General features: G+C 58.8%; 25 protein-coding genes. 9 read left to right on the top strand and 16 right to left on the bottom strand.

Annotated elements, in window-relative coordinates:
• Positions 1-168 precede the first annotated feature (168 nt).
• The 4 genes from parE to LAT62_RS10140 all read right to left on the bottom strand — a co-directional run bounded on the left by parE (position 169) and on the right by LAT62_RS10140 (position 4,261).
• On the bottom strand, positions 169-2,064 hold the full coding sequence (gene parE / locus LAT62_RS10155) for a DNA topoisomerase IV subunit B (RefSeq protein ID WP_293382936.1): 1,896 nt from the start codon (positions 2,062-2,064) through the stop codon (positions 169-171).
• Positions 2,065-2,109: 45 nt separating this feature from the next.
• The gene (gene cpdA / locus LAT62_RS10150) at positions 2,110-2,907 is read right to left on the bottom strand and encodes a 3',5'-cyclic-AMP phosphodiesterase (protein ID WP_293382933.1); all 798 of its coding nucleotides are present in this window, start codon (positions 2,905-2,907) and stop codon (positions 2,110-2,112) included.
• A 257-nt stretch (positions 2,908-3,164) separates the two neighbouring features.
• Positions 3,165-3,614, bottom strand: coding sequence for a DUF1249 domain-containing protein (locus LAT62_RS10145; protein WP_293382930.1), 450 nt, complete (start codon positions 3,612-3,614; stop codon positions 3,165-3,167).
• Positions 3,611-4,261 (bottom strand): NUDIX domain-containing protein, encoded by a 651-nt coding sequence (locus tag LAT62_RS10140; protein WP_293382927.1) that lies wholly within the window; start codon positions 4,259-4,261, stop codon positions 3,611-3,613. Before LAT62_RS10140 ends, LAT62_RS10145 begins: the two co-directional genes overlap by 4 nt.
• 192 nt (positions 4,262-4,453) lie before the next feature.
• Here LAT62_RS10140 and LAT62_RS10135 point away from each other — a divergent pair, with 192 nt between their 5' ends.
• Positions 4,454-5,827: a TolC family outer membrane protein gene (locus tag LAT62_RS10135; protein WP_293382924.1), complete on the top strand. Its 1,374-nt coding sequence runs from the start codon at positions 4,454-4,456 to the stop codon at positions 5,825-5,827.
• A gap of 41 nt (positions 5,828-5,868) precedes the next feature.
• Here the strand turns inward: LAT62_RS10135 and LAT62_RS10130 are convergent, their stop codons facing one another.
• From LAT62_RS10130 to glnE, 4 genes are all read right to left on the bottom strand, one after another.
• Entirely contained in the window at positions 5,869-7,134 is a 1,266-nt protein-coding gene (locus LAT62_RS10130) for a 3-deoxy-D-manno-octulosonic acid transferase (protein ID WP_293382921.1), read from the bottom strand.
• Positions 7,135-7,195: 61 nt separating this feature from the next.
• Entirely contained in the window at positions 7,196-7,690 is a 495-nt protein-coding gene (locus tag LAT62_RS10125; protein WP_293382918.1) for a GNAT family N-acetyltransferase, read from the bottom strand.
• Position 7,691: 1 nt separating this feature from the next.
• On the bottom strand, positions 7,692-8,630 hold the full coding sequence (locus LAT62_RS10120) for a lipid A biosynthesis acyltransferase (RefSeq protein ID WP_293382916.1): 939 nt from the start codon (positions 8,628-8,630) through the stop codon (positions 7,692-7,694).
• A 60-nt stretch (positions 8,631-8,690) separates the two neighbouring features.
• On the bottom strand, positions 8,691-11,537 hold the full coding sequence (gene glnE / locus LAT62_RS10115) for a bifunctional [glutamate--ammonia ligase]-adenylyl-L-tyrosine phosphorylase/[glutamate--ammonia-ligase] adenylyltransferase (RefSeq protein ID WP_293382913.1): 2,847 nt from the start codon (positions 11,535-11,537) through the stop codon (positions 8,691-8,693).
• A 146-nt stretch (positions 11,538-11,683) separates the two neighbouring features.
• Here glnE and LAT62_RS10110 point away from each other — a divergent pair, with 146 nt between their 5' ends.
• Positions 11,684-12,376, top strand: coding sequence for a hypothetical protein (locus LAT62_RS10110; protein ID WP_293382910.1), 693 nt, complete (start codon positions 11,684-11,686; stop codon positions 12,374-12,376).
• A 75-nt stretch (positions 12,377-12,451) separates the two neighbouring features.
• Positions 12,452-13,861: an oxygen-independent coproporphyrinogen III oxidase gene (gene hemN, locus LAT62_RS10105; protein ID WP_293382907.1), complete on the top strand. Its 1,410-nt coding sequence runs from the start codon at positions 12,452-12,454 to the stop codon at positions 13,859-13,861.
• Between the two features lie 15 nt (positions 13,862-13,876).
• On the opposite strand, the gene LAT62_RS10100 is transcribed toward hemN, so the two are convergent.
• The 3 genes from LAT62_RS10100 to LAT62_RS10090 form a co-directional block, all read right to left on the bottom strand.
• On the bottom strand, positions 13,877-14,674 hold the full coding sequence (locus tag LAT62_RS10100; RefSeq protein ID WP_293382904.1) for a hypothetical protein: 798 nt from the start codon (positions 14,672-14,674) through the stop codon (positions 13,877-13,879).
• A gap of 131 nt (positions 14,675-14,805) precedes the next feature.
• Complete coding sequence (locus tag LAT62_RS10095) at positions 14,806-15,354, bottom strand: TetR/AcrR family transcriptional regulator (RefSeq protein ID WP_293382901.1); 549 nt, start codon at positions 15,352-15,354, stop codon at positions 14,806-14,808.
• Positions 15,351-15,761, bottom strand: a complete 411-nt coding sequence (locus LAT62_RS10090; protein WP_293382898.1) for a DUF6463 family protein — start codon at positions 15,759-15,761, stop codon at positions 15,351-15,353. Before LAT62_RS10090 ends, LAT62_RS10095 begins: the two co-directional genes overlap by 4 nt.
• A 190-nt stretch (positions 15,762-15,951) precedes the next feature.
• On the opposite strand from LAT62_RS10090, the gene LAT62_RS10085 reads away from it, so the two are divergent.
• Complete coding sequence (locus LAT62_RS10085) at positions 15,952-16,560, top strand: DNA-3-methyladenine glycosylase I (RefSeq protein ID WP_293382895.1); 609 nt, start codon at positions 15,952-15,954, stop codon at positions 16,558-16,560.
• A 44-nt stretch (positions 16,561-16,604) separates the two neighbouring features.
• On the opposite strand, the gene LAT62_RS10080 is transcribed toward LAT62_RS10085, so the two are convergent.
• The 5 genes from LAT62_RS10080 to LAT62_RS10060 form a co-directional block, all read right to left on the bottom strand.
• Positions 16,605-17,042 (bottom strand): MarR family transcriptional regulator, encoded by a 438-nt coding sequence (locus tag LAT62_RS10080; RefSeq protein ID WP_293382892.1) that lies wholly within the window; start codon positions 17,040-17,042, stop codon positions 16,605-16,607.
• 64 nt (positions 17,043-17,106) lie between these two features.
• Positions 17,107-17,970, bottom strand: a complete 864-nt coding sequence (locus tag LAT62_RS10075; protein ID WP_293382889.1) for an NmrA family NAD(P)-binding protein — start codon at positions 17,968-17,970, stop codon at positions 17,107-17,109.
• Positions 17,967-18,611 carry an NAD(P)-dependent oxidoreductase gene (locus tag LAT62_RS10070; protein ID WP_293382886.1) on the bottom strand — a complete coding sequence of 215 codons (645 nt, stop codon included), beginning with the start codon at positions 18,609-18,611 and terminating at the stop codon, positions 17,967-17,969. The genes LAT62_RS10075 and LAT62_RS10070 overlap by 4 nt, the downstream gene beginning before the upstream one ends.
• A 92-nt stretch (positions 18,612-18,703) precedes the next feature.
• A complete protein-coding gene (locus LAT62_RS10065) occupies positions 18,704-20,512 on the bottom strand; it encodes a potassium/proton antiporter (protein ID WP_293382883.1) in 1,809 nt (602 codons plus the stop codon).
• 69 nt (positions 20,513-20,581) lie between these two features.
• On the bottom strand, positions 20,582-20,887 hold the full coding sequence (locus LAT62_RS10060) for a hypothetical protein (RefSeq protein WP_293382880.1): 306 nt from the start codon (positions 20,885-20,887) through the stop codon (positions 20,582-20,584).
• Positions 20,888-21,045: 158 nt separating this feature from the next.
• Between LAT62_RS10060 and LAT62_RS10055 the strand changes: the two genes are divergently transcribed.
• From LAT62_RS10055 to LAT62_RS10035, 5 genes are all read left to right on the top strand, one after another.
• A complete protein-coding gene (locus LAT62_RS10055) occupies positions 21,046-21,399 on the top strand; it encodes a DUF1801 domain-containing protein (protein ID WP_293382877.1) in 354 nt (117 codons plus the stop codon).
• A gap of 80 nt (positions 21,400-21,479) precedes the next feature.
• Complete coding sequence (locus LAT62_RS10050; protein ID WP_293382875.1) at positions 21,480-21,887, top strand: nucleotidyltransferase family protein; 408 nt, start codon at positions 21,480-21,482, stop codon at positions 21,885-21,887.
• A 7-nt stretch (positions 21,888-21,894) separates the two neighbouring features.
• Positions 21,895-22,284 (top strand): DUF86 domain-containing protein, encoded by a 390-nt coding sequence (locus LAT62_RS10045; RefSeq protein ID WP_293382872.1) that lies wholly within the window; start codon positions 21,895-21,897, stop codon positions 22,282-22,284.
• A gap of 106 nt (positions 22,285-22,390) precedes the next feature.
• Positions 22,391-23,575 carry a sialidase family protein gene (locus LAT62_RS10040; RefSeq protein ID WP_293382869.1) on the top strand — a complete coding sequence of 395 codons (1,185 nt, stop codon included), beginning with the start codon at positions 22,391-22,393 and terminating at the stop codon, positions 23,573-23,575.
• A gap of 4 nt (positions 23,576-23,579) precedes the next feature.
• Positions 23,580-23,851: hypothetical protein (locus LAT62_RS10035; RefSeq protein ID WP_293382866.1), on the top strand; the 272-nt coding region annotated here is incomplete at its 3' end.

The raw sequence follows: 23,851 nt of genomic DNA, 5'->3' as shown, positions 1-23,851 counted from the left end.
AGACAGAAGACAGAAGACAGAAGACAGAAGACAGAAGACAGAAGACAGAACGAGCCTTGCCAGACATCAGAGGGCAGTCAAGCCATTACGGTCGACTGTGCACTGTCAACCGTCGACCAAATCCCACTGTTAACTGTCGACCGTCATCTGTCGACTAGATTTCACAGCCTACACAACAACGTCCGCCAGGTTCCCCTTCGACTCCAGCCAACTGCGACGATCACCGCTGCGCTTTTTCGCCAGCAGCATGTCCATGACCGAGTGGGTCTCGATATCGTCACCGCTGGTCAGTTGCACCAGGCGGCGGGTATCCGGGTTCATGGTGGTCTCGCGCAGTTGCAGCGGGTTCATCTCACCCAGCCCCTTGAAGCGGGTCACCTGAACCTTGCCCTTGCGTTTTTCCGCCCGGATGCGCTCGAGGATGCCCTCCCGTTCGGCATTGTCGAGGGCATAATAGGTGTCTTTGCCGATATCGACCCGATACAACGGGGGCATGGCAACATAGACGTGGCCATTGCGTACCAATTCCGGAAAGTGCCGCATAAACAGGGCGCACAGTAGCGCCGAAATATGCAATCCGTCGCTGTCGGCATCGGCCAGAATACAGATCTTGCCGTAGCGCAGGGCGGCGATGTCTGCCGTGTCCGGGTCCACGCCCAGGGCCACGGCAATATTGTGCACTTCTTCCGAAGCCAGCAATTCTCCGCTGTCCACTTCCCAGGTGTTCAGAATCTTGCCGCGCAGCGGCAGAATCGCTTGAAACGTTCGATCGCGGGCCTGTTTGGCGGAACCGCCTGCCGAATCACCCTCGACCAGAAACAGTTCACTGGCCATGGCATCGGCACCGGAACAATCCGCCAGCTTGCCGGGCAATGCCGGGCCCTGGGTGACCTTCTTGCGCGTCACCTTGCGCGCGGCCCGCAAACGACGGTTGGCGGTACTGATCACCAGTTCGGCCAACTGGTCCCCCAGCTCGGTATGCTGATTAAGCCATAGGCTGAACGCATCCTTGACCACGCCGGAGACAAAAGACGACATCTCGCGCGAAGACAAGCGCTCCTTGGTCTGACCTGAAAACTGCGGGTCCCGCATCTTGGCGGACAGGACATAGTGGCACTTGTCCCAGATGTCTTCCGGGGTCAGGCGCAGGCCGCGTGGCAGCAGGTTGCGGAACTCGCAGTACTCGCGCAGGGCTTCCAGCAGGCCGGTGCGGAAACCGTTGACGTGGGTACCGCCAAGCGCCGTCGGGATCAGATTGACATAGCTTTCCATCAACCCTTCGCCGCCTTCCGGCAGCCATTGTACCGCCCAGTCCACGGCTTCCGATTCGCCGGAGAAGGACCCGATAAAGGGCTCGGCCGGCAACGGATCGTAAACCCGCGTGGCCTCGTTCAGATAATCGCGCAGGCCGTCTTCGTAGTACCACTCTTCCTGCTCGCCCTGCTCTTCATCGAGCAGCGTCACGTTCAGGCCCGGGCACAAAACCGCCTTGGCGCGCAACACGTGACGCAGGCGGCTGAGTAGAATCCGCCCGCTGTCAAAAAAGCTGGCATCCGGCATGAAATGCACCCGGGTACCCGTGCGGCGCTGACCACAGGTATCGACCACTTCCAGCTCACTGGCCTTCTCGCTGTTCTCGTAGCGCATCTGGTGGACCTGACCGTTCTTCCAGATGGTCACATCCAGCCAGGACGACAGCGCATTCACCACAGAAACACCCACCCCGTGCAGGCCACCCGAATACTGATAGCTGTCACCGGAAAACTTACCGCCGGCATGCAGCCGGGTCATGATCAATTCAACGCCGGTAACGCCGTGCTCGGGATGCAGGTCCACGGGCATACCACGGCCATCATCGGCCACCGACAGCGAACCGTCCTTGTGCAGCACCACGGCCACTTTTTTGGCGTAGCCGGACAAGGCCTCGTCTACCGAGTTGTCGATGACTTCCTGTGCAAGGTGGTTGGGGCGGCTGGTCTCTGTATACATGCCGGGGCGTTTGCGCACCGGCTCAAGGCCGCTGAGTACTTCAATCGACTCAGAGGAATAGTCTGTTCTGGTCATAAGCGGTCTGTAATTCTGCGAAGAAAACGAAATCGATGCCGCACTCTAATAGCCGGTGCCGGCAAGATCAACGTCGATGTGCACGTCTACCCGCGATATGTCCGTATCGATATGGCCATCCGGCCACAGGTCCAGCCAGCGATAGCCGGGCGGCTTGTCATCCAGCTTGAAGTCGAACTGGTTGGGTGCGAACTGAATACAGGTCGACGGCGTGGCCAGATAATGGACGCCATCGATTACCTTATCGACATGCTGATGAATATGACCCCACAACACAGCGCGCACTTCCTCATGCTTGCTGATCAGGCGATGGAACGGCTCGGTGTTACGCAGGATATGATTGTCCAGCCAGGCCGACCCGGAGGGAATGGGGTGATGGTGCAGTGCCACCAGAATATGTCGGTTGCCGGCCGTCTCCAGCGCTTCGTCAAGGAACTCGAGTTCGGCGTCTTCCAGGAAACCATGCACATTGCGCGGCACCGAAGAGTCCAGCAAAACAATGCGCCAGTGCTCATTGTCCACTATCTTGCGATGGCATTGCTCGCCAAAGGGCAACGCCTGCATGCGGGCTGCTTCATCGTGATTGCCCGGAATCCAAACCATGTCCGGCGCCAGCTTGAAGGATTCGTCGTGAAACAGCTGATAGGCCTCTTCGGAGCCATCCTGAGCGATGTCTCCCGTGCCCAGAATCAGGTCTATGTGGGACCGCTCGGCACGAACCAGCTCAGAGACAGCCGCAAAGCTTTCTCGAGTGTCCATACCCTGCAGGCGCCGCGATGGGTCACCAAACAGGTGCGGATCGGTAATCTGTACTAAGCGCCATGGCGTTCCAGCCTGTTCCATTTCTTGCGGCCTCTTGTCTCCGCCCCGCTGACTCTGTCGGCCAGCTTCCATAGTATTTGACGTTCTTGTTATTCTGCAGACTACAGTAAATAAAGCCCTGAAGCCCTGTCTGACTGGTCCACTGCTCTATCAGACCGCTCTGAGTTTTGCAAAAAATGAAGGCAATGAACAGTCTTCAACCAGTCAGAGCTTGATAAAAGGGCCGAATTGGTCACAAATCGCGCAACAACAGTTACCGAGAGGCCATAAAACGGAGTTCAATCAGTGATTCCCGGCACATGGCGGCAGGTGCCATGACGGGCCAGCAGACGCAACCATTCGGCCAGCCAGCGGTTCAACTGGGCCTTTTCATCGGCCTGATACATTTGCGGATTGGGATAACTGTAGACACCCTGCAGGCTGCCCATGCGTTCCAGAGTCATGACCTCTGAGGTGTTGGCATCCAGATAGACCCGCACCCGAAAAACGACGCGCGCAAAGGGCTCCGGCATATGATGCTGCTGCAGCGTGATGTCGACTGTTGCCGTGTAGCGAAAGCGCTCGATCACACGCAACTCCATGTCGGCATCTATTTTCGGTTCAGCGCTGACATGGAAGCAGCGCTCGAGGTCTCGGTCAAAACCCGGCAGAAAGCGCCTGAGACGCAGGAAATTGCCCTCGCAGACGGCACCCTGTTCGCGCAATTCATGTACGTAGGCAGACTTCATGAACCCACTCCACTACTGTCGGTACGGTCGCCGGAAGAAGACCAGCGCGCACGCAATTCGTCATGGTGCAACGCCAGCCACTGCAAAGCAATTATAGATGCCGCATTGTTGATATGCCCCTCAGTCAGCCAGGTGAGAGCCTCGGTGACCGATAGTTTACGCACCAGAATATCCTCCCCCTCGACGTCCAGGCCATGCACGCCGCCGGCTTCACGGGCATCGACTTCTCCGGCGTATAGGGTGATTTTTTCGTTGCTGCCGCCGGGGCTGGGAAAATACTCGCAGATGAAATGCAGACGGTCGACCATCAGGCCGGCCTCTTCCTCCGCCTCTCTGCGGGCCACGGACGCAAGCGACTCATCAGGCTCAATCAGCCCTGCCACACACTCGATCAACCAGGGTGTCGGGCCTTTGTGTGCACCCACCCGATATTGCTCTATCAGGACGACCACATCCAGCTTGGGATCGTAGGGCAACACGACCACGGCATCCGGACGAACCATCAGCTCACGGGTAATTTCTACCTGACCACCCTTATAAGCCGCATGGCGCACGGTCAGCGAATGCATCTGATAAAAGCCCTGATAAACCAACTCGGATCTTTTTATATCCACATCGCCAAGGTCGAACTGTTGAGGACGCTTCACCTGCTACTTCCCATCGTGAGCCGCAAAGAGCACCGAGTCTAGCAACGGCTTTGCCTCATGACAAAGCTCACTGGGGATTGCACGCCGAGTGGGTTACCATTAAATGCCGGACTTTACGCAGTGCGAGTAGACCCGCAGAACCCTGTAATGCGTATCAGGCAGGTCGGCAAAAAATTTACAGAAGGAGACATCATGTACAGGAAGAACTGGATACTGGCAGGGATGATAGGCCTGTGCAGCCTGCCTCTCCAGGCCCAGAGCCTGGAGGAGCTGTATCGCGCTGCCTTGCGTAACGATACCACACTCAGCGCCAGCCTCTCCAACGCCCGTGCCACCGATACACGAATCACCGAAGGCCGCGCTGCCTTGCTGCCTCGCCTCTCCCTGGAAGGGGAAACGGGGGCAGAGTATCGACGCAGTGCCGATGGTTTTCCCGGCCTTGATGAAGACGGTCTGACTGAGTATTCCGCTGGGGCCGCGCTGGTGCTATCCCAGAATATTTTCAATCGTCAGGCCATTTCCGGCTATCAGGCGGTACAGTTGATGTCCCGCCAGAGTGAAGCCCAGGTCGAGGCGGCTCGGGCCAGCCTGCTGCAGCGCGTTGTCGATGCCTATCTCGATGTACTCAAGGCCCGCGAAGGGGTCACCCTGTCAGAGCGCGTCATAGAGACGGTGGAGCGCCAACTGGAGCAGACCCAGGAACGCTACGATGTCGGCCTGGTTGCCATCACCGATGTTCTCGAAGCCACTGCCACTCTGGATCAGTCGCGCGCCGACCTGCTCCAGGCCCAGAATGGACTTGCCCTGGCGCAACAGAATCTGTCGCGCATCACTGGCGTGGAGATAGAAGACCTGCCGCGCCTCGGTTCCGATTTCAACCCGTCTGAAGTCGCCATTGCCGAGCTCGAACAATGGCTGGCCCTATCACGGCAGAATCCGGAAGTTGTCGCCGGGCGCTTCGGCATTCGGGCCTCCGAGGAAGAGCGCACGGCCAACCGCTCGGACCTCTTCCCGGTGGTCAGTGCACAGGCACGCTATGGCTACAACGCGTCCTATATTGATGACCGGATGGGTGGAACCAATCCGCTGACGGGTGAACCCAACCCCATTGATGATTTTCAGGATGGCGGCAACTTCTCCATCTCGCTGACAGCCACCCTGTCCATCCCGGTTTATGATGGTGGCAGCCGCCGGGCTGGCCTGGATCGCTCCGGCTATCAGATCGAGGCACAGCAGGCACAGCTTGACGGGCAGATTCAGCAGACCGAACTCGCCGTACGACAGTTTCATCAACAGGTGCAGGCTGACCTGTCACGCATTCAGGCGCTGCAACAGGTCGTGTCCAGTCGCGAAAGTGCTGCTGAAGCCACAGAGCTGGGCTATGAGGTGGGATCGCGCAATGTGGTCGAGGTACTGAACGCTCAGCAGGCATTGCTCAATGCGCAGACAGATCTGTCCAATGCGCGGCATAACTTTCTGAGCAACTATTTCCAGCTCAAGGAAGCCGCCGGTGACCTGCGGGAACGCGATATTCAGTGGCTGAATGAACAGTTGACCCGTCGGTAACAGAGGCCCCGGGGCCTGTGCCCCGGCATCTTGCCTGCCGCTCAGCGCAGCAAAGACTGAAGGGCTTCTACCTGGCGCCGGGTCGCCCCCTGATTCGCCGCCACCACGGCCTGGCCGGCTTCGCCGGCCTGTTGCCGCGCCGCATCATCTCCCAGCCAGTCCAGCAGCACCTTGTAGAGGTCACGCGCCGATGTCTGCTTCAGTGCTCCGGCATCCCGCAGCAACGTGACCGCCTCACTGAAATTGAACACTGATGGCCCGGTAACGACCGGAATGCCCTGCATGGCCGGCTCCAGCGGATTGTGACTGCCACGATCCACCCAGCTGCCACCCACCAGTGCGACCCTGGCCAGTCCATAGAACAGCTTCAACTCACCCAGCGTATCCAGCAGCCAGACCGATTGCCCCGACTCCGGCACCTGATCCAGACTGCGCCGGGCGTAAGCCATATTAAGGCCTTTCAGTTTTTCTGCCATCGGCTCGAAGCGCTCCTGATGCCGCGGAGCGACGACCAGAATGAGCCGCGGATACACCATCAAAAGTGACCGATAGGCATTGAGTACCACATCTTCTTCACCGGGATGCAGGCTGCCCGCCACCATGATGGGTCGGTCGGATATCCGCTGGCGCAGTGCCGCCTGCGCCTGCAGGTCATCTTCGGTAAGCCGGATGTCATACTTGATCGAGCCGGTTACCGCAGTGCGGTCCGATCGGGCACCCAATGACTGCAGCCGTTCGCTGTCGCCTTCAGACTGTGCCAGCACGCGCGACAGGCCGGCGAAGGCAGGGCGGGAAAGCCACGGGAAGCGCTGATAGCCCCGCACTGACCGGGCCGACATCCGGGCATTGGCCAGAGCAATCGGCGTCTCGGTGCGATTCGCCAACCAGATCAGATTCGGCCAGACCTCTGTTTCCATCAGCACAATCAGCGCCGGTCGATAGTGCAGAAACAGAGAGCGGTACATGCTGACCAGATCAAAGGGCATGTACTGGTGCAGCACCGGCAACTCGCCCCAATCGCGCACCAGTGCAGAGCCGGTCGGCGTAGTGGTGGTGACCAGAAACTGCACATCCGGCATGGACTCGCGCCAGGTCTCGATCAGTGACCGAGCCGCCATGGACTCGCCCACCGATACGGCATGCACCCAGACCAGCGTCTGCGTACGCAATGGCGATACGGCAGGACGGCCGAGACGCTCCCGCCAGCGTCGCCGATAATCGGGATTGACCGCACTGCGGCGCCAGAGGCGCAGAAAGAGAACCGGCAGCAACAATGTATGCAGAAAACTGTAAACGAGTCTGAGCATGAGTACTTCTAGTGGTGAGCGGGCTGCACATTATGCCGGACCCAATGCGGTATACCAAGAGTCAGCCGCTCAGGTGCACCAGTGCCATGGTCAATGTATCGCGAAAGCCATCCGCCTCCCGGCGCACTGCGATATGCCGGCCCTCTTCCCGGAAGCCGTGACGCCGATAAAGCCGCTGGGCCTCCTCATTGTCGGCAAACACCTCAAGCTCCAGACGCTGAAAGCCCACCCGCCAGGCTTTCCGGATCGCCGCCTGCAACAAGGCATCGCCGCAACCCCTGCGGCGCCAGGCCCGCGCCACACCCATACCCAGTCGGCCCACATGCTGTTGTTCCGGGTTCACACGCGGATGCACATCGCACCAGCCAATCACTCGCCCGTCACTGCAGGCCACCCACACCGGCGACCCCAGTTTCAGCGTAGCACCGAGGTGGGCACAATACTGTTCAAGGTCAGGCGGCTTGCCGCTCATCAGATAACGGCCCTCAGCGATGATGGTAGCCATCACCTGATGAATGGCGCGCGCATCCTCGATGCGGGCCGGCCGGATATCCATATCAGCGCCCTCCGGCGCCATAAAAGGGCGGTTCGCCCGGCGGGCGCGTCTTGAATCGCTTGTGCAGCCAAAGATACTGCGTCGGATGCTCCCGGATGCGCGCTTCCAGCCACTCGTGGTAGGCCCGCAGGTCAGCCATGACGTCACCGGTGGCAATCTGGGGTGCCGGTTCGAGGCGGATTCGATAGCCTTTTGGTGTGCGATGAGTCAGCACCAGAAAAGCCAGGGAGCCCGACATGGTGACCAGTCGCGAGGTGGCTTCAACCGTGGCGGTCTCTATATCGAAAAAGGGCACGAACACCGACCTGTTGGGCCCCAGGTCCTGATCCGGCGCAAAGAAGATACCGCGCCCACGGCGCAAACGACGGACCATGCCGCGCATATCCTTGCGATCGACCAGGCCACCCAAAAAGCGCAGCCGACCGCGATGCTGAAACCAGTTGAGCAGCTTGTTGTTGTGCGGCCGATGCAGACTGTCGTAGTCGACCAGGGTGCCGATGTAGGCGCCACAGATATCGACACAGGAAAAATGGGCCCCTACGAACAGCGCACCCTGCCCGGAATCGAGCGCCGCGCGGGCCTCCGGCAGATTCTCCACCGTCCAGTCGATGCCCAGGCGCTCCGGGCGGCCGAACCAGGCGACACAGGTCTCGGGAAGCCCCTTGCCGGTTTCTGAGAAAATCGCTTTCACGCGCGCCGTACGTTCAATGGGAGACAGGTCGGGAAACACTCGAGCCACGTTGGTTTCGGCCACATGACGGCGACTCGGCACCAGGTAATACAGCAGGCGGCCCAGGCCGGCGCCGAATGCCATCTGCCAGCGCCAGGGCAGATGCGCCAGAGACCACATGAAGCCGACAACGCACCAGACGGGCCAGAAATCCGGCGCCAGCCAGCGGGCGCGGAACTTCAGCGGGTCGGGTTTTGCTTTATTCGCCATCGGTCATCCGGGGGTCTGCATTCTGATGGGCGCCGATTGTAGCGCGACCTCTGCCAACATTCATGCAGAAAGGATGGACTGCCAGCACCGGGTCACACTCTCTATGGTAGTGTTGAAGGCCTTGATGGCCTCTGCCCCGTGCAGCCGCCCGTCGCCCTGTTGCAGCGCCTGGCGATGTACCTCTCCGCGCCACTGCAGATAGGCCGTGCTCAGTTCCTGACGCACCTCGGCACTGATGATGCCCTCGGCTTCCAGACTCTCCAGCAGCCGCATGTTGTCAGACCACTGCGCCAGTTTCGGGTGCGCGCGGGCGTGCAGCAGTAACAGGTACTGCACAATAAACTCGATATCGACTATGCCCCCGGCATCCTGCTTGATGTGGAACTCTTCGGCCCGGTGGGCCACCGGTGTCGCCAGATTGGCGCGCATTTTTTCGCGCATCTCCAGTACCTTCTCGCGCAATGACTCCGGATCGCGCTCCAGGCCCAGTATATCGGCGCGCACGGCATTGATGCGCTCGGCCAGTTGCGGGCACCCGGCCACCGGCCTGGCGCGCACTAGAGCCTGATGTTCCCAGGTCCAGGCGTCCTCCCGCTGATAGGTCTCGAAGGCGGACAGAGAGGTCACCAGCAACCCGGAATTGCCGGAGGGACGCAGCCGCATATCGGCCTCATACAGGATGCCGGAGGGCGTCTGCGTGGTCAGCAGGTGAATGATGCGCTGCCCGAGGCGCATGAAAAACACCGTGTTGTCGACCGACTTGACCCCGCGTGTGGTGCCCTGAGGCGCACCGTCATGCACAAAGACCAGATCCAGATCAGACTCGTAGCTGAGCTCGATACCCCCCAACTTGCCATAGGCGAGCAATGAAAAGTCGGTATCACAGAGGCTGCCGTCCTCGCGCGTGGGCGTGCCGTATTTTTCGGTCATCTGCTCCCAGGCCAGCCAGAACACCTGTTGCAGCACTTCTTCGGCGGTATAGGTCAGATAGTCGCTGATTTTCATCAGCGGCAGATTGCCGGTCAGCTCACAGGCGGCGGCCCGCAGCACCCGGCTGTGCCGATAGTGGCGCAACTGTTCCATCTGCTGCTCCAGATCATCGTCCGGCAGGCGCAGCAGGCGCTGATGCAGATCATCACGCAGCGCCCGACGCTCCGGTAACCGGTAAAGTTGTTCGGAGTCGGTCAGTTCGTCGAGCAGGAACGGCTTGTCAGTCAGTTGTTCGGTGACCCAGGGGCTCAGAGCGCAGAGCTTGACCAGTTCGCGCACGGCTCGCGGGTTTTCTACCAGCATCACCAGATAGGCGCTGCGGCGCAGCACCGAACGCACTATCTGCAGCACTCGCTCTGTCGCCTGTACCGGTTGCTGCAGGCGGGCCAACTCCGCCAGCAAGAGCGGCATGAAGCGCGCCAGACGGGCCTGACCTGTCTCGGAGACATGATAACGCTCCAGATCCGTCTGCAGCTGTTCCACAGCGCCCCTGACCGCATCAGAATGTTGATCAAAGTCCTGCTGCCAGTCGGCGCCTGCCGGGTTCTGCCAGAAGGGCTCCCAGGGATGATCCGGAGACTCCTCCGGCTCTTCCGGTGCAATGAACGCCACAAAGTGCTGGTGCACGCTGTCGCGAATCTCGTCCAGCCAGGTCAGAAATTCTGCCCAGTCCGCGAACCCGGCAGTGAGCGCCAGGCTTTGTCGGGCCGAGTCGTCATCGGGCAAGGTCTGGGTCTGCCGGTCTTCCTGCGCCTGCAGCAGGTGCTCTACACGGCGCAGCGCATCATAGCCGCAGTGCAGGTCCTGACAGACACTTGCCGGCAGCAGCCTTTCCACCTGGATGGCTTCCAGTACCCGGTAGATGTTGGCGTCGGTCAGTGCCGGGCTCTGACCGCCCTGAATGAGTTGCAGGGCTTGCACAATAAATTCGATTTCCCGAATTCCGCCGGCGCCGAGCTTGATGTTGTGCTGACGTTGCAGGCGCCGGTTCTCGGCAGCAATCAACTGTTTCATTTCGCGCAATGAACTGAGCACCTGATAGTCGACATAGCGGCGGAACACAAACTCCTGCAGTGCCGGCATCAGTTCGCTGTCGGCGCTCTCAAGGCCGGTTATGGCTCTGGCCTTGATCATCGCATAGCGCTCCCAGTCCCGGCCCTGCTCCTGATAGTAGGTGATCGATGCCGGAAAGCTGAGCGCCAGCGGCCCGCTCTGCCCGTTGGGTCGCAAACGCATATCCACCCGAAAAACAAAGCCGTCGGCGGTGCGCTGATCCAGCAACTGAATGATCTTGCGCCCCACCCGAGTAAAAAACTCGCTGTGCGACAGCGCCCGCTCACCCCTGGTTTCACCCTCGCGCGGGAAGGCAAAAACAAGATCAACATCAGAGCTGAGATTGAGCTCCCGAGCGCCCAGTTTGCCCATGCCCAGCACTGTCATCCACTGGGGCCGGCCGGTGTGCGGGCAAGGAGCCGTTTCACCATAGCGCGCCATCATTTTGTTCATGGCAAAATCCACCGCCTCGGTGATGGCGATGTCGGCCACCCGGGTGATGTCTTCCAGGCGCTCTGGCAAAGGCGGCGTTTCCAATACCTCGTGCCAGATCAGGCGCACCTGCTCCCAGTTGCGCCAGCGGCGCAGGGCCCGCATGAAGTCTGCCTCGCTTTCCTCTTCACCGTCCGCACTCGATTCCGCCCGGAACTCGGCCAGTGTCTGAGCCGGGTCATGGTCCGACTGGCCAACCGCCACCGCTATCTGCGGCATCCATTGTGGATCTCCGGCCAGTACCTGAGCTGCAAAGCGGCTGGCTTGCACCAGTTTCTCCAGGTTGCCGGAGTGCTCATCTGCCGTTGCGACTGGCTCCGGTAAGGCCCGCCACTGTTCGAGCAGTGCCGCAAATATTTGCTGTTGCTTCATCAGACCGCCTGTAGTGCTGGACGGGGCAAAACCAATACATGATTTGCGCCCTGTTCTTCTGCCCATGCCATGGATACGTTAAGATCCCAACCTTATCAAGAAGCCCACAGACAGGACACCTCCAGACTTTGATGACTGCCAGCACAATGCCCACACTATCCCGCAGATTGCGCCAGAAACGCTTCTGGATCATCGCGCTGGGCAGCGTACTTCTGGTGCTTGGCGTACAGGTCTGGCGGCCCTTTCCGGTGACCTGGGACAGCGGCATGATACTGCACCATGTCACGGTGTTCTGTGCCCTGTATCTGGCCTCCCGCTGGCGCCTGGCAGCGCATCTGGCCTTCAGCCTGGCGCTGGGGGTCACCGTGGTGCCTCTGGTATTCACGGGCGCGCCGCTCGGGCAGTACAGCCTTGCCCTGGTCGGAGAGTTCGGCCTGCTGAACAGCGGCAGCCTGATGCTCGTTGCCCTGCTGGATTACCGCTGGCGCAACAGGCCACAGGCGCTGTTTCCCGTCTGGTTCTGGTGTGTCGCAGGGTTGTTCAGTGCCGTCGCCGTGGGCGGGCAATGGATCAGCATGGATCTATTTCCCTATTTTCATGGTGAGAATACCCCCTGGCTGGCCCGCTTTGCGGTCATCTGCATTGTGTTGCTGTGCCTAACCGGCCACTATTGGGCTGTTGCCGCGCTGGTGATGATGGCACTGGGTTATGAATGGCGTCTGCTCGACAGCCACAACGCCTTTGACTATACCGGCGACCTCTTCTGGTTGCTGGCCCTGCCTCTGGTGTTGGTGCATCGCTGGCGGCAATCGCGCGATGCCTCAAGTGAACAATCCTGACCTGAATCAATAACCGGCAAACCGGAAACCCTTACCCTGTGGCAGATTCCATGAAGCAACGCAGGGTATCGCACCATGAAAGGCCCCAACTCATCGGCAGTGACTGCTTGCAGTGAACATCGCATAGCATGGCCACAGGATCTGATCCGCCGCTACAACGTCAGTGGCCCGCGCTACACCTCCTACCCGACAGCGCTGTCTTTTCGCGACCTGTCGCCCGACGAGGCGGCACGCATCATGGGCCACAGTGACCCGACGGCACCACTGTCCCTGTATGTGCACATCCCTTTCTGCCGCCACCTTTGCTACTACTGCGCCTGCAACAAAGTCGTGACACGCGACCACAGTCGTGCCGATGCCTATCTGGATGCGCTGGAAGAGGAAATGCAGCTTGCCGCGACCTGGCATCGCCAGCGACCAGTCACCCAGTTGCACTGGGGCGGTGGTACACCCACCTTCCTGACCGATGCGCAGACCGATCGTCTGTGTGACCTGCTGGAGCAATACTTCGACCTTGATGCCGACCCGGAACGACGGGAGTTTTCCATTGAGGTCGACCCGCGGGTGACCTCGGTTGACCGTCTCGAGCAGCTCTACAAGCGGGGCTTCAACCGGTTGTCGCTGGGTGTGCAGGACTTCAATCTGGAAACCCAGGAAGCAGTGCACCGTATCCAGCCGTTCGGCATGGTGTCGGACCTGGTGGATGCGGCCCGCGAAATCGGTTATCGCAGCATCAATTTCGACCTGATCTACGGCCTGCCACTGCAGACCGTCAAACGCTTCCATGCCACGCTGGAGAAAGTCATTGCTCTGCGCCCGGACCGCATTGCCTGCTACAGCTATGCCCATCTGCCCTCGCGCTTCAGCCCGCAGCGCCGCCTGATCACCAGTGATCTGCCGGAAGCCGAAACCAAACTGTCGATTCTGCAGGACACCGTCAACACGCTGCAGGACGCAGGCTATTTCTACATTGGCATGGATCATTTTGCCTTACCGGAAGATGAACTGGCCAAGGCGTGGCACGACGGCTCCCTGCAGCGAAATTTCCAGGGCTATTCCACCCAGGCGGAAACCGAGTTGCTGGCCCTTGGGGTGTCGGCTATCAGCCAGTTGGGTAACGCCTATCTGCAGAACCACAAGGACCTGGGTGACTATCAGGCCTCAGTGGAAGCGGGAACCCCGGCCGTGCGGGGCTATCAGATGACCCGAGACGACGAGATCAGGCGCCATGTGATCATGCGCCTGGCCTGTCAGAATGCGGTTCAGCTCAGTGAAATGGAGCGCCTGTTCGGCATCAATGTTCGCCTTTATTTCGCCCGGGAGTGGCCGGTTCTTCTGGAGCTGGAAAGTGACGGCCTGCTGAAGCTCGAAACCGATCACATTCGTGTCACTGATATCGGCCGACTGCTTTTAAGGCCGATCTGCATGGTGTTCGATGCGCACCTGAGTGACACCCCCTCCAACCGTTTTTCACGGGTCATGTAGGAGGGGGGCTCTCATTCAATTCGAGCTGAACGCAGTCTCTCCAAACTGGCTGCTGCTTGTCGCCTTGTTGTGTTCCATGTACCGACGCAATTGCCCATAGCTGAGCGACAGCATGCACAGGCTGAACACGGTGACCAACATGCCTATCCACTCGAGAGCCAGGTCTGTTCCGGTAAAGGCCCACACCGGGAGATAGGGCAGCAGGAGCAACCCGGCAACGGGGATGACATAGACCATCATCGTCAATGTCCAGCGGTTGCCTTCTGCCAGATCAAAGGCCCATTTCAGGCCACCATGATCATGACCGAGTGCCACAGCTGGCAACAGCAATGACCAGGACGCCAGCACAACGCCGGCAGGTAACAGCAACACCAGCATCAACAGCTCTATGGCCACCTCCGGCAGGTTTGCCAGCGGCGGGATCATGGAAAACAAGATGAATGAGATGAAGATACCCACAATCAGCATCAGCACGAACAACAGAGCGATCACCAGAATCCAGCCGAAAAAGCGCAGAACCCGACCATTGAGCGCATAGGGGCGCAGCCCGCCGGCTTCATCCGGACCCAGCAGGAAAAGTCGATGACAGGCCACCGCCGCCGCGGTCAGAAACGGGATTTCGATCAGAAAAACAAGCCAGTACAGCGGCGTACCGAACAGCCGCTCTGCCTGTTGCTCTTCCGACAATAGATGCAGGTCTCCCAGCAGATACCAGCGGACCAGGCTGAACAAAAAAAGAACAGCACCGATCTTCAGCAGTAGAATCCAGTTGGAGAGCAGCAGATGAGCGCTGTCACGCATTATTTGAGGCAAAGCTAAATTCCAGGACGGTACGTCCTGAGCAGGATTGGATTGAGTCATGACACGACCTTGTGTTGATTAGATTCAGGCACCTGAGCGCCGTTCCTTTCTGCCTGGCTTCCTGCCACCGGCCGCATATTAACTCATTGTTCTTTGCTCAGGTAGTGCTCAACCATGTCCTGCAGCAGCTGGTCCATCTCGGCCCAATCCTCCCGCCTGATACTGTGCTGCAGATACTGGCAGCCCACGAAGTGCGCATAGGCAATGCGAGCCATGACTCTTGCCTGCTCGGTATTGCCTGTCTTTGCACTGATCAGGTCTGCCACATAGTTCATGCGCTGCTGATCCACCTGCGCCATAGCTTTGGCCACATGTGGGTTTTGACGCCCCCAGGCCCGCAGTTCGATCTCTGCCCGAAGATCAGCCTGCACGATATGCTCATTGAGCTGTTGACTACGCTGTTCTGGTGTCGATATCGACGCCAGAGACGCAATCACGTCTTCGGTGCTGCAGGCCTGCCAGTGCACCAGCAGTGCTTCGATGTAATCTTCACGGTCCCGAAAGTGATGGTAAAAAGAGCCCTTGGACACCTGCAGGTGCTGGCACAGCCGCTCGATCTTCAACACGTCCGGGCCCTGTTGGCCGAGGAGCTTCAGCCCCTCGGTCAGCCACTGTTCGCGCGATACCTTCATGCCGGGCTCTCGCAAGTCTGAGCCTCGATCACTGCCGGCTCGGGTGCTCCCAGAGCAACCATAAGACCAAGTGCGATAAACAGCCAGGCGCCGGACACTGGCAACAGGAAGGCCACCACCACACCGGCTGAGAACAGGCCCCAGCCAATGACTTTGGGCAGAGGTGCCCGCACCACCCGAAGCCAGCTTTGCATCAGATAGCCCAGCAACATCCAGAAGCAACCTGTTACCAGGAACCAGAGTATGGCACTGCGGTCGAAGTGCATATGCCCGCCTGGCTCAATGGTGTTCCAGCCGCCTTCGGCCACAATGGCCGCCAGTATCGGCCAGCCCATCACCACCCCAATACTGTTGTGCAGCACGCCAATGGCAACCAACAGCCAACCGCTGATCAGATAAAGTCGCATGTGTGTTTCCTCTCGTAGCTTTCATAAAGTATCTGGCACTTAACATACCATACCGTATGGTATGTTCAAAGCAATTTGTCATCACCCCTGACATGAGTGCATTCTGGAGCCTGAACCTTTACTGGCCCCAGCAAAACAGGTGATCCACTGCGGTCTCTGCCGCAAGACTGACTACTCAAGGAGATGATTGATGACTGCAACCGTTCCCGGCCCGGATGGCCGTCCCCGCTGCTTCTGGTGCGGCACCGTACCCGAGTTCTTTCCGTACCATGACAACGAATGGGGCTACCCGGTTGATGACGATGTGCGGCTGTTCGAGAAGATCTGTCTGGAGAGTTTTCAGTCCGGTCTGAGCTGGCGCACGATACTGGCCAAGCGGGACAACTTTCGCGCCGCCTTTGCCGGTTTTGAATTCAATCAGGTAGCTGACTTCGGTGAAACGGATATTGCGCGGCTGCTGACGGACCAGGGCATCGTCCGGCATCGGGGCAAGATCGAAGCAACCATCAACAATGCTCGCCGTGCCCGGGAAATGGTGCAGCAGGAGGGCTCACTGGCGGCGTACTTCTGGCGCTTCGAGCCGGACAGCAGGGAGCTGGCAGAACCCCAGACAGCGACCACGTCAAAAGAGTCCGTCGCTCTGTCGAAAGATCTGAAAAAACGAGGCTGGAAATTTGTCGGCCCAACTACCGTCTATGCCTTCATGCAGGCCATGGGGTTGATCAACGATCATGCCGAAGGCTGTGTTTACCGAGAGGTGGTCGAACAGGCCAGGCGGGCATTCAAACGCCCCGAGTAGACTGCAGTTGCCTTTACTCCCGCGCACTCTTGGGCCCTACTGATTCAGTCCGGCGCTACCTGATGCTGGCATACGCGGGCCAACAGCGTCGTCAGCTGCTGCCATTCATCTTCATTGAGGGGGGCTTTCAGGTCATCCACCCAGGCACTGGCATGGCTGATCACCAGACGTCGCGCCTCAGTGCCCTGCTCTGTCAGTGTAATCAGCCACTGGCGTCCGTCCTGAGCACTGCGTTCACGATGAATGTAGCCTTGCGCGACCAGCGCGGTGAGCGCGCGGGTCACATTGGATCGGTCAACCCGCAAGCGATGCGCCAGAGTGTCCTGATTGATGGTTTCACCCGGCTGCAGGGCCAGCAGATAGACCTGCTGCCCGGGGCCGATGGACAGTGGCGCCAGCACCTTGCTGAACCGGGTCTGAGCCAGGCGATTGAGCAACCAGATGTGGTAGCCAAATTTGTTCTTGGTGGCTTCTTCTTCCATCGTACTTCCGAGCCTGATTCAATGATTGCCGATTGTAGCAAAGGGCGACACATGCAGTCTGCGATCAGACAAACTGCGCTTTATGCTGCTCGATAAAAGCCTCCAGCGAGGTTGGCTCGGTGTTCATCACTTCCTTGTAGGTCTTGCTCACCTCGGGTGGGCCCTGCAGCACCGGCAGAAAGTGCAGTATCAGCATGACCAGCACTTTGCCTTTCGGCTCCCCTTCCTGTCGTTTGATCCGGTAGTAGCGCAGTGGATTGACACTGCGGTAGGTAATGTCGGTGCCGGCAATACGGTTGATCCGCTCCACCACCTGACTGAACGAGAGATTCTCTGCGCCAGACACGGTGTACGCCTGATTTCGAAAGCGTGGAAAATCACTGATCATCTCGGCGGCCAGAGCACCAATGTCCTGAACCGTCACCCAATTGAACTCAGCCTTGCCCGACGGCAGCGTAATGGATCGTTTTGAATGAATTTCCGGCAGCAGCGTCGTCGTCAGGTTCTCCATGAAATAGGCTGGTCGCAGGAAGATATGGTCCAGCCCATGCTCCAGGATCAGTTTTTCTATCTTCCGGTGGGGAATCACATTCGATTTTTCCGCGTTTTGCACCGACAAGAGCACAACCTGCTGGATGCCCAGTTGCTTGATACGACGGATCAATGGCTGAAAATAGCGCTTTATGTCCGAAATCTGCGGCGGGCGCAGCAGAAACACCAGATCAATGCCCTCCAGGGCCTGATCGAATGTTGTCGGGTCTTCAAAATCAAAGGTACGGCAAGCCACGCCGCTCAGAGCGCCTCCTGAGGCCCCGCCGATTTCAGACTGGCGCACACCAGCCACCGGTAGAATCTCGGGGCGCTGTTGCAGGCTCGACAATACGGCCGACCCCACATTGCCTGTGGCACCCGTGACCAGGACTTTCATGCGTAGGCAACCATGGGACTCTCGGCACGCCACTGCTCTTCGGTCAGCGCATTCACCATGAACTCCCCCAGATCCGCACGGCTGATGGCGCTCGGTTTGGGGGGCTTGTAGGAGGCCGTCAGCGAACCCTGAGTTGCCTTGTTGGACAGCACAGGAGGTCGCACCACCGTGTAATCCATACCGGATTGAATAATCTGGTCATAGGCTTTCTGGCTGGATTCCAGCAACGATTTGGCAAATACCCGCATCAGTGCCTGCATCACCTTGCGTATCTTGTCTGGCTCGTCCCGACTGTCGACCACCCCGGCGCCGAGCAACCAGACAAAGCGGCTGACGCCGACCTGCTTTGCCGCTGCCAGAACGGTCTGGGCGGCCCGCTCCGGCAGATCCGGCGGTGAGCCCTTGACCGGCCCGACTGCAAAGATGAAGCCTTCGCTGCCGGTCAGCGCTTTCGAGACCGCCTCTCCATCCAGGATGTCGCCCTGCACCAACTTCAGTTGCTTGGCATGCTGAATCCGCAGTGCGGCATCAACCTTGTCCGGGTTCCGCACCAGTGCGGTGACCTCATAACCCTTGTCGAGCGCCGCCTGCAATACGTGCTGGCCCGTCTGACCTGTGGCACCGAATACTGTAATTTTCATGTCGCTATCCATTTAGTTGCGTACGCATCTATTTTTATACAAGTGCCCTGCTTTTGCAAGTTGAATCCATGGTGGAAGCTCAGCGCTCCCCGTTACTCACCACTCTGGGTTTTGCGCCGGGAGCGTCTGAACCAGCGGCCCAGCAGGTTGGAGGTTGAGCGTCTGTACTTGCGTATATAGGCCGGTTCCCGCTTACGCGGAAGCAATGAAATACCCACTTCGGTAACAGTTCTCCCCTGATGAACGCCTCTCACTACCAGATCGCAGTTGCCCACAGGCACCCGGTCACCGGTGACCGGGTGCCCGCCCAGTTCGTCTCTCATGAAGTCGGCAACTGTCAGATCCGGAGGAATGTATTGGTCGGTAAACTCCCAGCCATAGGAGTTGATCAGCTCCGCCAGCGGCGCCTCCGGGTTGACCATGAACTGGCCGAAATACTCCTTGTCACTGTGATCAGGCGACTTTATCTGAGAGAACAGTCGGTCCAGCAAACGCGTGTATTCAGGGGGCGAAAACAGATAGACCAAATCGCCGGCCTCCAGTTGCCCGGCATAGTCCGGTTGCATGGAGCGTCCGTTCCGGATCACCAATGCAGGGCGAGCCCATTGCGGCAAGGTGGTCTTCTCCCTGACCAGCGGGCTCTCTTCCACCACCCGATATATCAGCAACTCGTGCTTCGGATTGCCCGGCAGCTCGAGCTCGATGCGCTCCAGTGGCCCAAGCCCGAGGGGCAGATTCAACTTCAGCCATCGGGCGGCCGGCTTGATCGTCCACCCCTGTATCAGCAGAGACGTGACTACCATGATAAAGGCCACATTGAGGAAGATTTCGGCCCCTTCAACCCCCATCACGGTGGGCAGTATACCCAGCAAAATCGACACCGCACCGCGCAGCCCCACCCAGGCATTGAAGGTGATGGTCTGACGGTCATAGCGAAACGGCAGCAGGCACATCAGCACGGCAAACGGCCGGCCAATGACAATCAGGAACAGCCCCAGCAGCACACCCGGAATCAAAACCGGGCCTAGCTCGGAGGGCGTGATAAACAGGCCAAGCACCAGGAACATCACGATCTGGGCCATCCAGGTCATGCCCTGCTGGTAGCGCCTGAGGCCCGAGGCGCCCTTCATCGACCGGTTGCCTGCCACTATACCGGCCACATAGATCGCCAGAAATCCACTGCCGCCGAAATAGGCAGTCGTCCCGTAAACACAAAGCGCGCAGGACATGACCAGAATCGGATAAAGTGCTTCTTCGAGCCGCACCCGGTTGATGATTTCGACAATCACATTGCCACCGATCAGACCTGCCAACATCCCGAGCCCCATCTGCAGCCCAAACCCTTGAACGAAACTGGTCACTACATTGTCAGTGGTGTCTGAAATGATCAGCTCGATAAACAGAATGGTCAGGAAGATGGCCATCGGGTCGTTCGAACCGGACTCCACCTCCAGCATTGAACGGACTCGCTTGTAGATCTTGACGCCACCGGCGCGCAACAGGAAGAAGACGGCAGCCGCGTCTGTCGAGCTGATGATGGCCCCCATCAGCAGAGCGTACAGCCAGGGCAAATCAAACAGGAAGCGAGCGGCCACAGCGACCAGCAACGTGGTCAGCAGAACCCCGATGGTGGCCAATACAAATGCCGGCGCTGCAGCGCGGCGCAGCGTTTGCACTCGGGTGCCAAAACCGGAATCAAACAGAATAACGGCCAGTGCCAAACTGCCGATAAAGTAGGCCAACTCGGCGTCATCAAATACCAGCCCAAGCCCGTCTTCACCGGCCAAAAGGCCAATACCCAGAAAGATCAGCAGCAGCGGGGTACCGAACCGAAAGGCAAAGGTACTGGACAGAATAGACAAGGCAATCAAACCGGCCCCGACTAAAACAATATTCGCCATCCAGTCCACTTCAGCTCACTCCACAATTCCCTTACCGCGTCTCGCGGACGCTTCAATTTTGTCCCGGTTTTACAGATTCAGCCCATGCAACTGGTCAATCTGCAGAGTAAGCGCCAGCCCTTGTCGGGGCGAATCAAGGTTCAATTTGTCTTTCATCACCTTCGCCGCTAAATTCGCCTTCTCGGTTTCAGCAATCCAGACCAGCATTTTCATGGTGTCCTGAAACGTCAGCCCGAAAAACGTGGTGGCAGGAGACTGGCTGATACCACTGGCAGGCAAAATGGTGGCACCCTTTATACCCTCTGCTGTTGCAATATCGAGTGCTTTGTCTGCAACATCTTCTGTCACGATTGCCATTAGAACCGATGCATTCATGAGCGTTTCCTGCCTTGACTGGAGATTGAGCACTTCAACAAGATCATATCAAATAAGGCAGCCACTGATCCCTTTAAACTTTAGCCACGACCCTCGTTGAAACTCATATTACCGCCCAATTGAAAGCAGAAAACGAAGCCCAAAAGGGAGGTGCAACAATGAGCAATGATCGCATTGACAACCTGCTGGAAGACATCCGACACCAAAGCGAGGAACGCTACACATTGGTGCAGGGCCTGCGCGAACTGATCGCCTCAGCAGGCGACGACGTCACCGAAGAGGTCAAATACGGCGGGTTCCTGTTTTCCTCGCAACGGGACTTTGCGGGCGTCTTTTCCTATAGCCGCCATGTGTCGGTGGAACTGAGCGAAGGTGCCAGCCTGGAGGACCCGCACAAGGTGCTTGAAGGCGGTGGCAAGCACCGACGCCATATCAAGCTGCAGTCACTGGCAGACATCGAGCAAAAGCAGGTCGGCGAGTATGTCAGGGCGGCATATCATTACCAATGCTGATCAAGAGGGTGCCGGGATGCAGCATGAAGAACCTGCATGATGGTACACTTCAGGAAAGGATATCTGCGAACAAAGCAGCCATGACCACTAAAGAAACTGACATTGTGACCTGGTTGAAAGCCGCTCTGGCAAATTGGCCGGAACTCAAGGCAGCCTACCTGTTCGGGTCGCTTGCCGATAACACCGCCCAGGCCGACAGTGATCTGGACCTGGCCGTGCAGATGAGCGGCACACTGACGGCCGAGAAAAAAATGGCCCTGATCCATCATCTGGCGGAGCACTTCGGGCGGCCGATTGACATCATCGATCTGCGTCAGGCTGGTCAGCCACTGCTTGGTGAAATTGCGGCCAAGGGAGTTCTGGTCAAAGGCACTGCCAGCGACCGGGGAGATCTCTTTTTTCGCAGCATCATGATGGAGGAAGATTTTGCACCCTATCAGCAACGCATTCTCGCCGGCCGTCGCAGACAATGGCTAAACAATGAATAACGCCGTCATGGAACAGAAGCTGGAGGCACTGCGGCGCTGTATCCAACGTGTCGAGAACCGACTGCCCGAGTCGTTGCAGGCACTTCAGAATGACCTGGATGCGCAGGATATTGTAGCGCTCAACCTGACCCGGGCCGTGCAACTTTGCGTGGACATGGCGGCACACTGGCTGGCTGAAAATGCGGATGGCAACGCACCGCGCACCATGGGTCAGTCCTTCGATGCACTGGCACAGGCCGGCATCATCGACCAGAGCCTTGCCAGTCGAATGAAGAAGTCAGTCGGTTTTCGCAATGTCATGGTGCACAGCTATGACGAGATAGACTGGGCGATTGTGTATGACATCGCGCGCAATCACTTGGATGATTTCAGTGCCTTTGCCCGGGTGTTTGTCTAAGAAAAAATCCGCCTTTGTTGCGCTTTTTCAACTTAAGTGTCTAAATTGGAGTCGGTGCCGCAGTGAGTGCACAACAATAAAACGCTGACTGCATGAGGGCTATCCCATGGCTGAATCCATTATTCTGGGTACCCGCAAGGGAACCGTCATCATTGATCGTACTGCATCGGGCTGGCAGGTCCGCCCTATCCAGCATCCCGGTGTGCCGGTCTGCTTTGCCACCCGCGACCCGCGCGATGGCACCTTATGGGCCTCGCTGGACCACGGACACTGGGGGCCAAAGCTGTCGCGCTCGCGCGACGATGGCAAAACGTGGGAAGACCTGAGCTCGCTGAAATACCCCGAGGGCGCCCGCCACATCGTGCAGACCATGCCGACGCCGGATTTCGACCCCAACGCCCCCACCGGCCAGCCCGAGTATGCCGACGCGGTACTGTACAAGATCTGGCATCTTGCCTTTGGCAGCAAAGAACAGCCTGGGCGCGTTTATGCCGGCACCATTCCCGGCGGCCTGTTTGTCAGCGATGACGGCGGCGACAGCTGGACCCTGAACCGCCCGCTGTGGAACCACGACAGCCGCGGCGGCGACCTGTTTGCCGGTGAAGCCACCAGCGACAACCAGTGGTCCGGCACCCCGGCCAGTATCGACTATGGCGTATTCGAACCGGGCATCCACTCCATCATGATCGACCCGCGCGACCCGAATCATATTACCGTGGCGGCCTCTTCTGCCGGGGTACTGGAAACCACCGACGGCGGCCAGACCTGGGCCGGGCGCAACAAGGGCATGCTGGTGGATTATGCGCCCAATCCTCAGGTGGAATGGGGCCATGACCCGCATTTTGTCACCCACTGCCCGGGCCAGCCGGAGCATGTTTGGCAGCAGAACCACTTTGGCGTGTTCTACAGCGCCGACGGCGCCAAAACCTGGAAGAAAGTCAGTCAGTCGGAAGTCGGCGTGCACTTCGGCTTCCCGATCGCGGTGGACGACCATGATGGCCGCACCGCCTGGGTGGTGCCAGGGCGCAGCGATGCCGAGCGCATGACCATAGACGGCGGCCTGTTTGTTGCCCGCACTACCGATGGCGGCGAGAGCTGGCAGCCATTGCGCAATGGCCTGCCGCAGGAAAACGCACACGACATAGTGCTGCGCCACGGCCTGGACTCCGCCGGCGACTGTCTGTGCTTTGGCAGCACCACCGGCAATGCCTATATTTCGGAAGATCGGGGAGACACCTGGCAGTGTCTGGGCAACAACTTTCCACCCATCTATTCCGTGCGTTTCGGGTAACGTCATGCCCACCGTGCAGATGACGCCACACCTCTACCGGTTCTTCCCGCAGTTGGAAGGCCAGACCGTTACCGTGCCAGCCGGCTCGGTGAAAGAGGCGCTGCACGCCATCAACAAGCAAGCTACCGGCTTCACCGACTACATACTGGATGACCGCGGGGCCCTGCGCCGGCATGTGAATCTCAGCATCAACGACACCATAGTGTTCGACCGCAAAACGCTGTCCGACCGGGTGCCGGAAGACGGCACCCTGTTTATCTTTCAGGCACTGAGCGG

This window comes from Natronospirillum sp., from assembly GCF_022565775.1.
In the GTDB taxonomy this organism is placed as follows: Bacteria; Pseudomonadota; Gammaproteobacteria; order Pseudomonadales; family Natronospirillaceae; genus Natronospirillum.
This window is presented reverse-complemented; position numbering and strand designations above follow the sequence as displayed.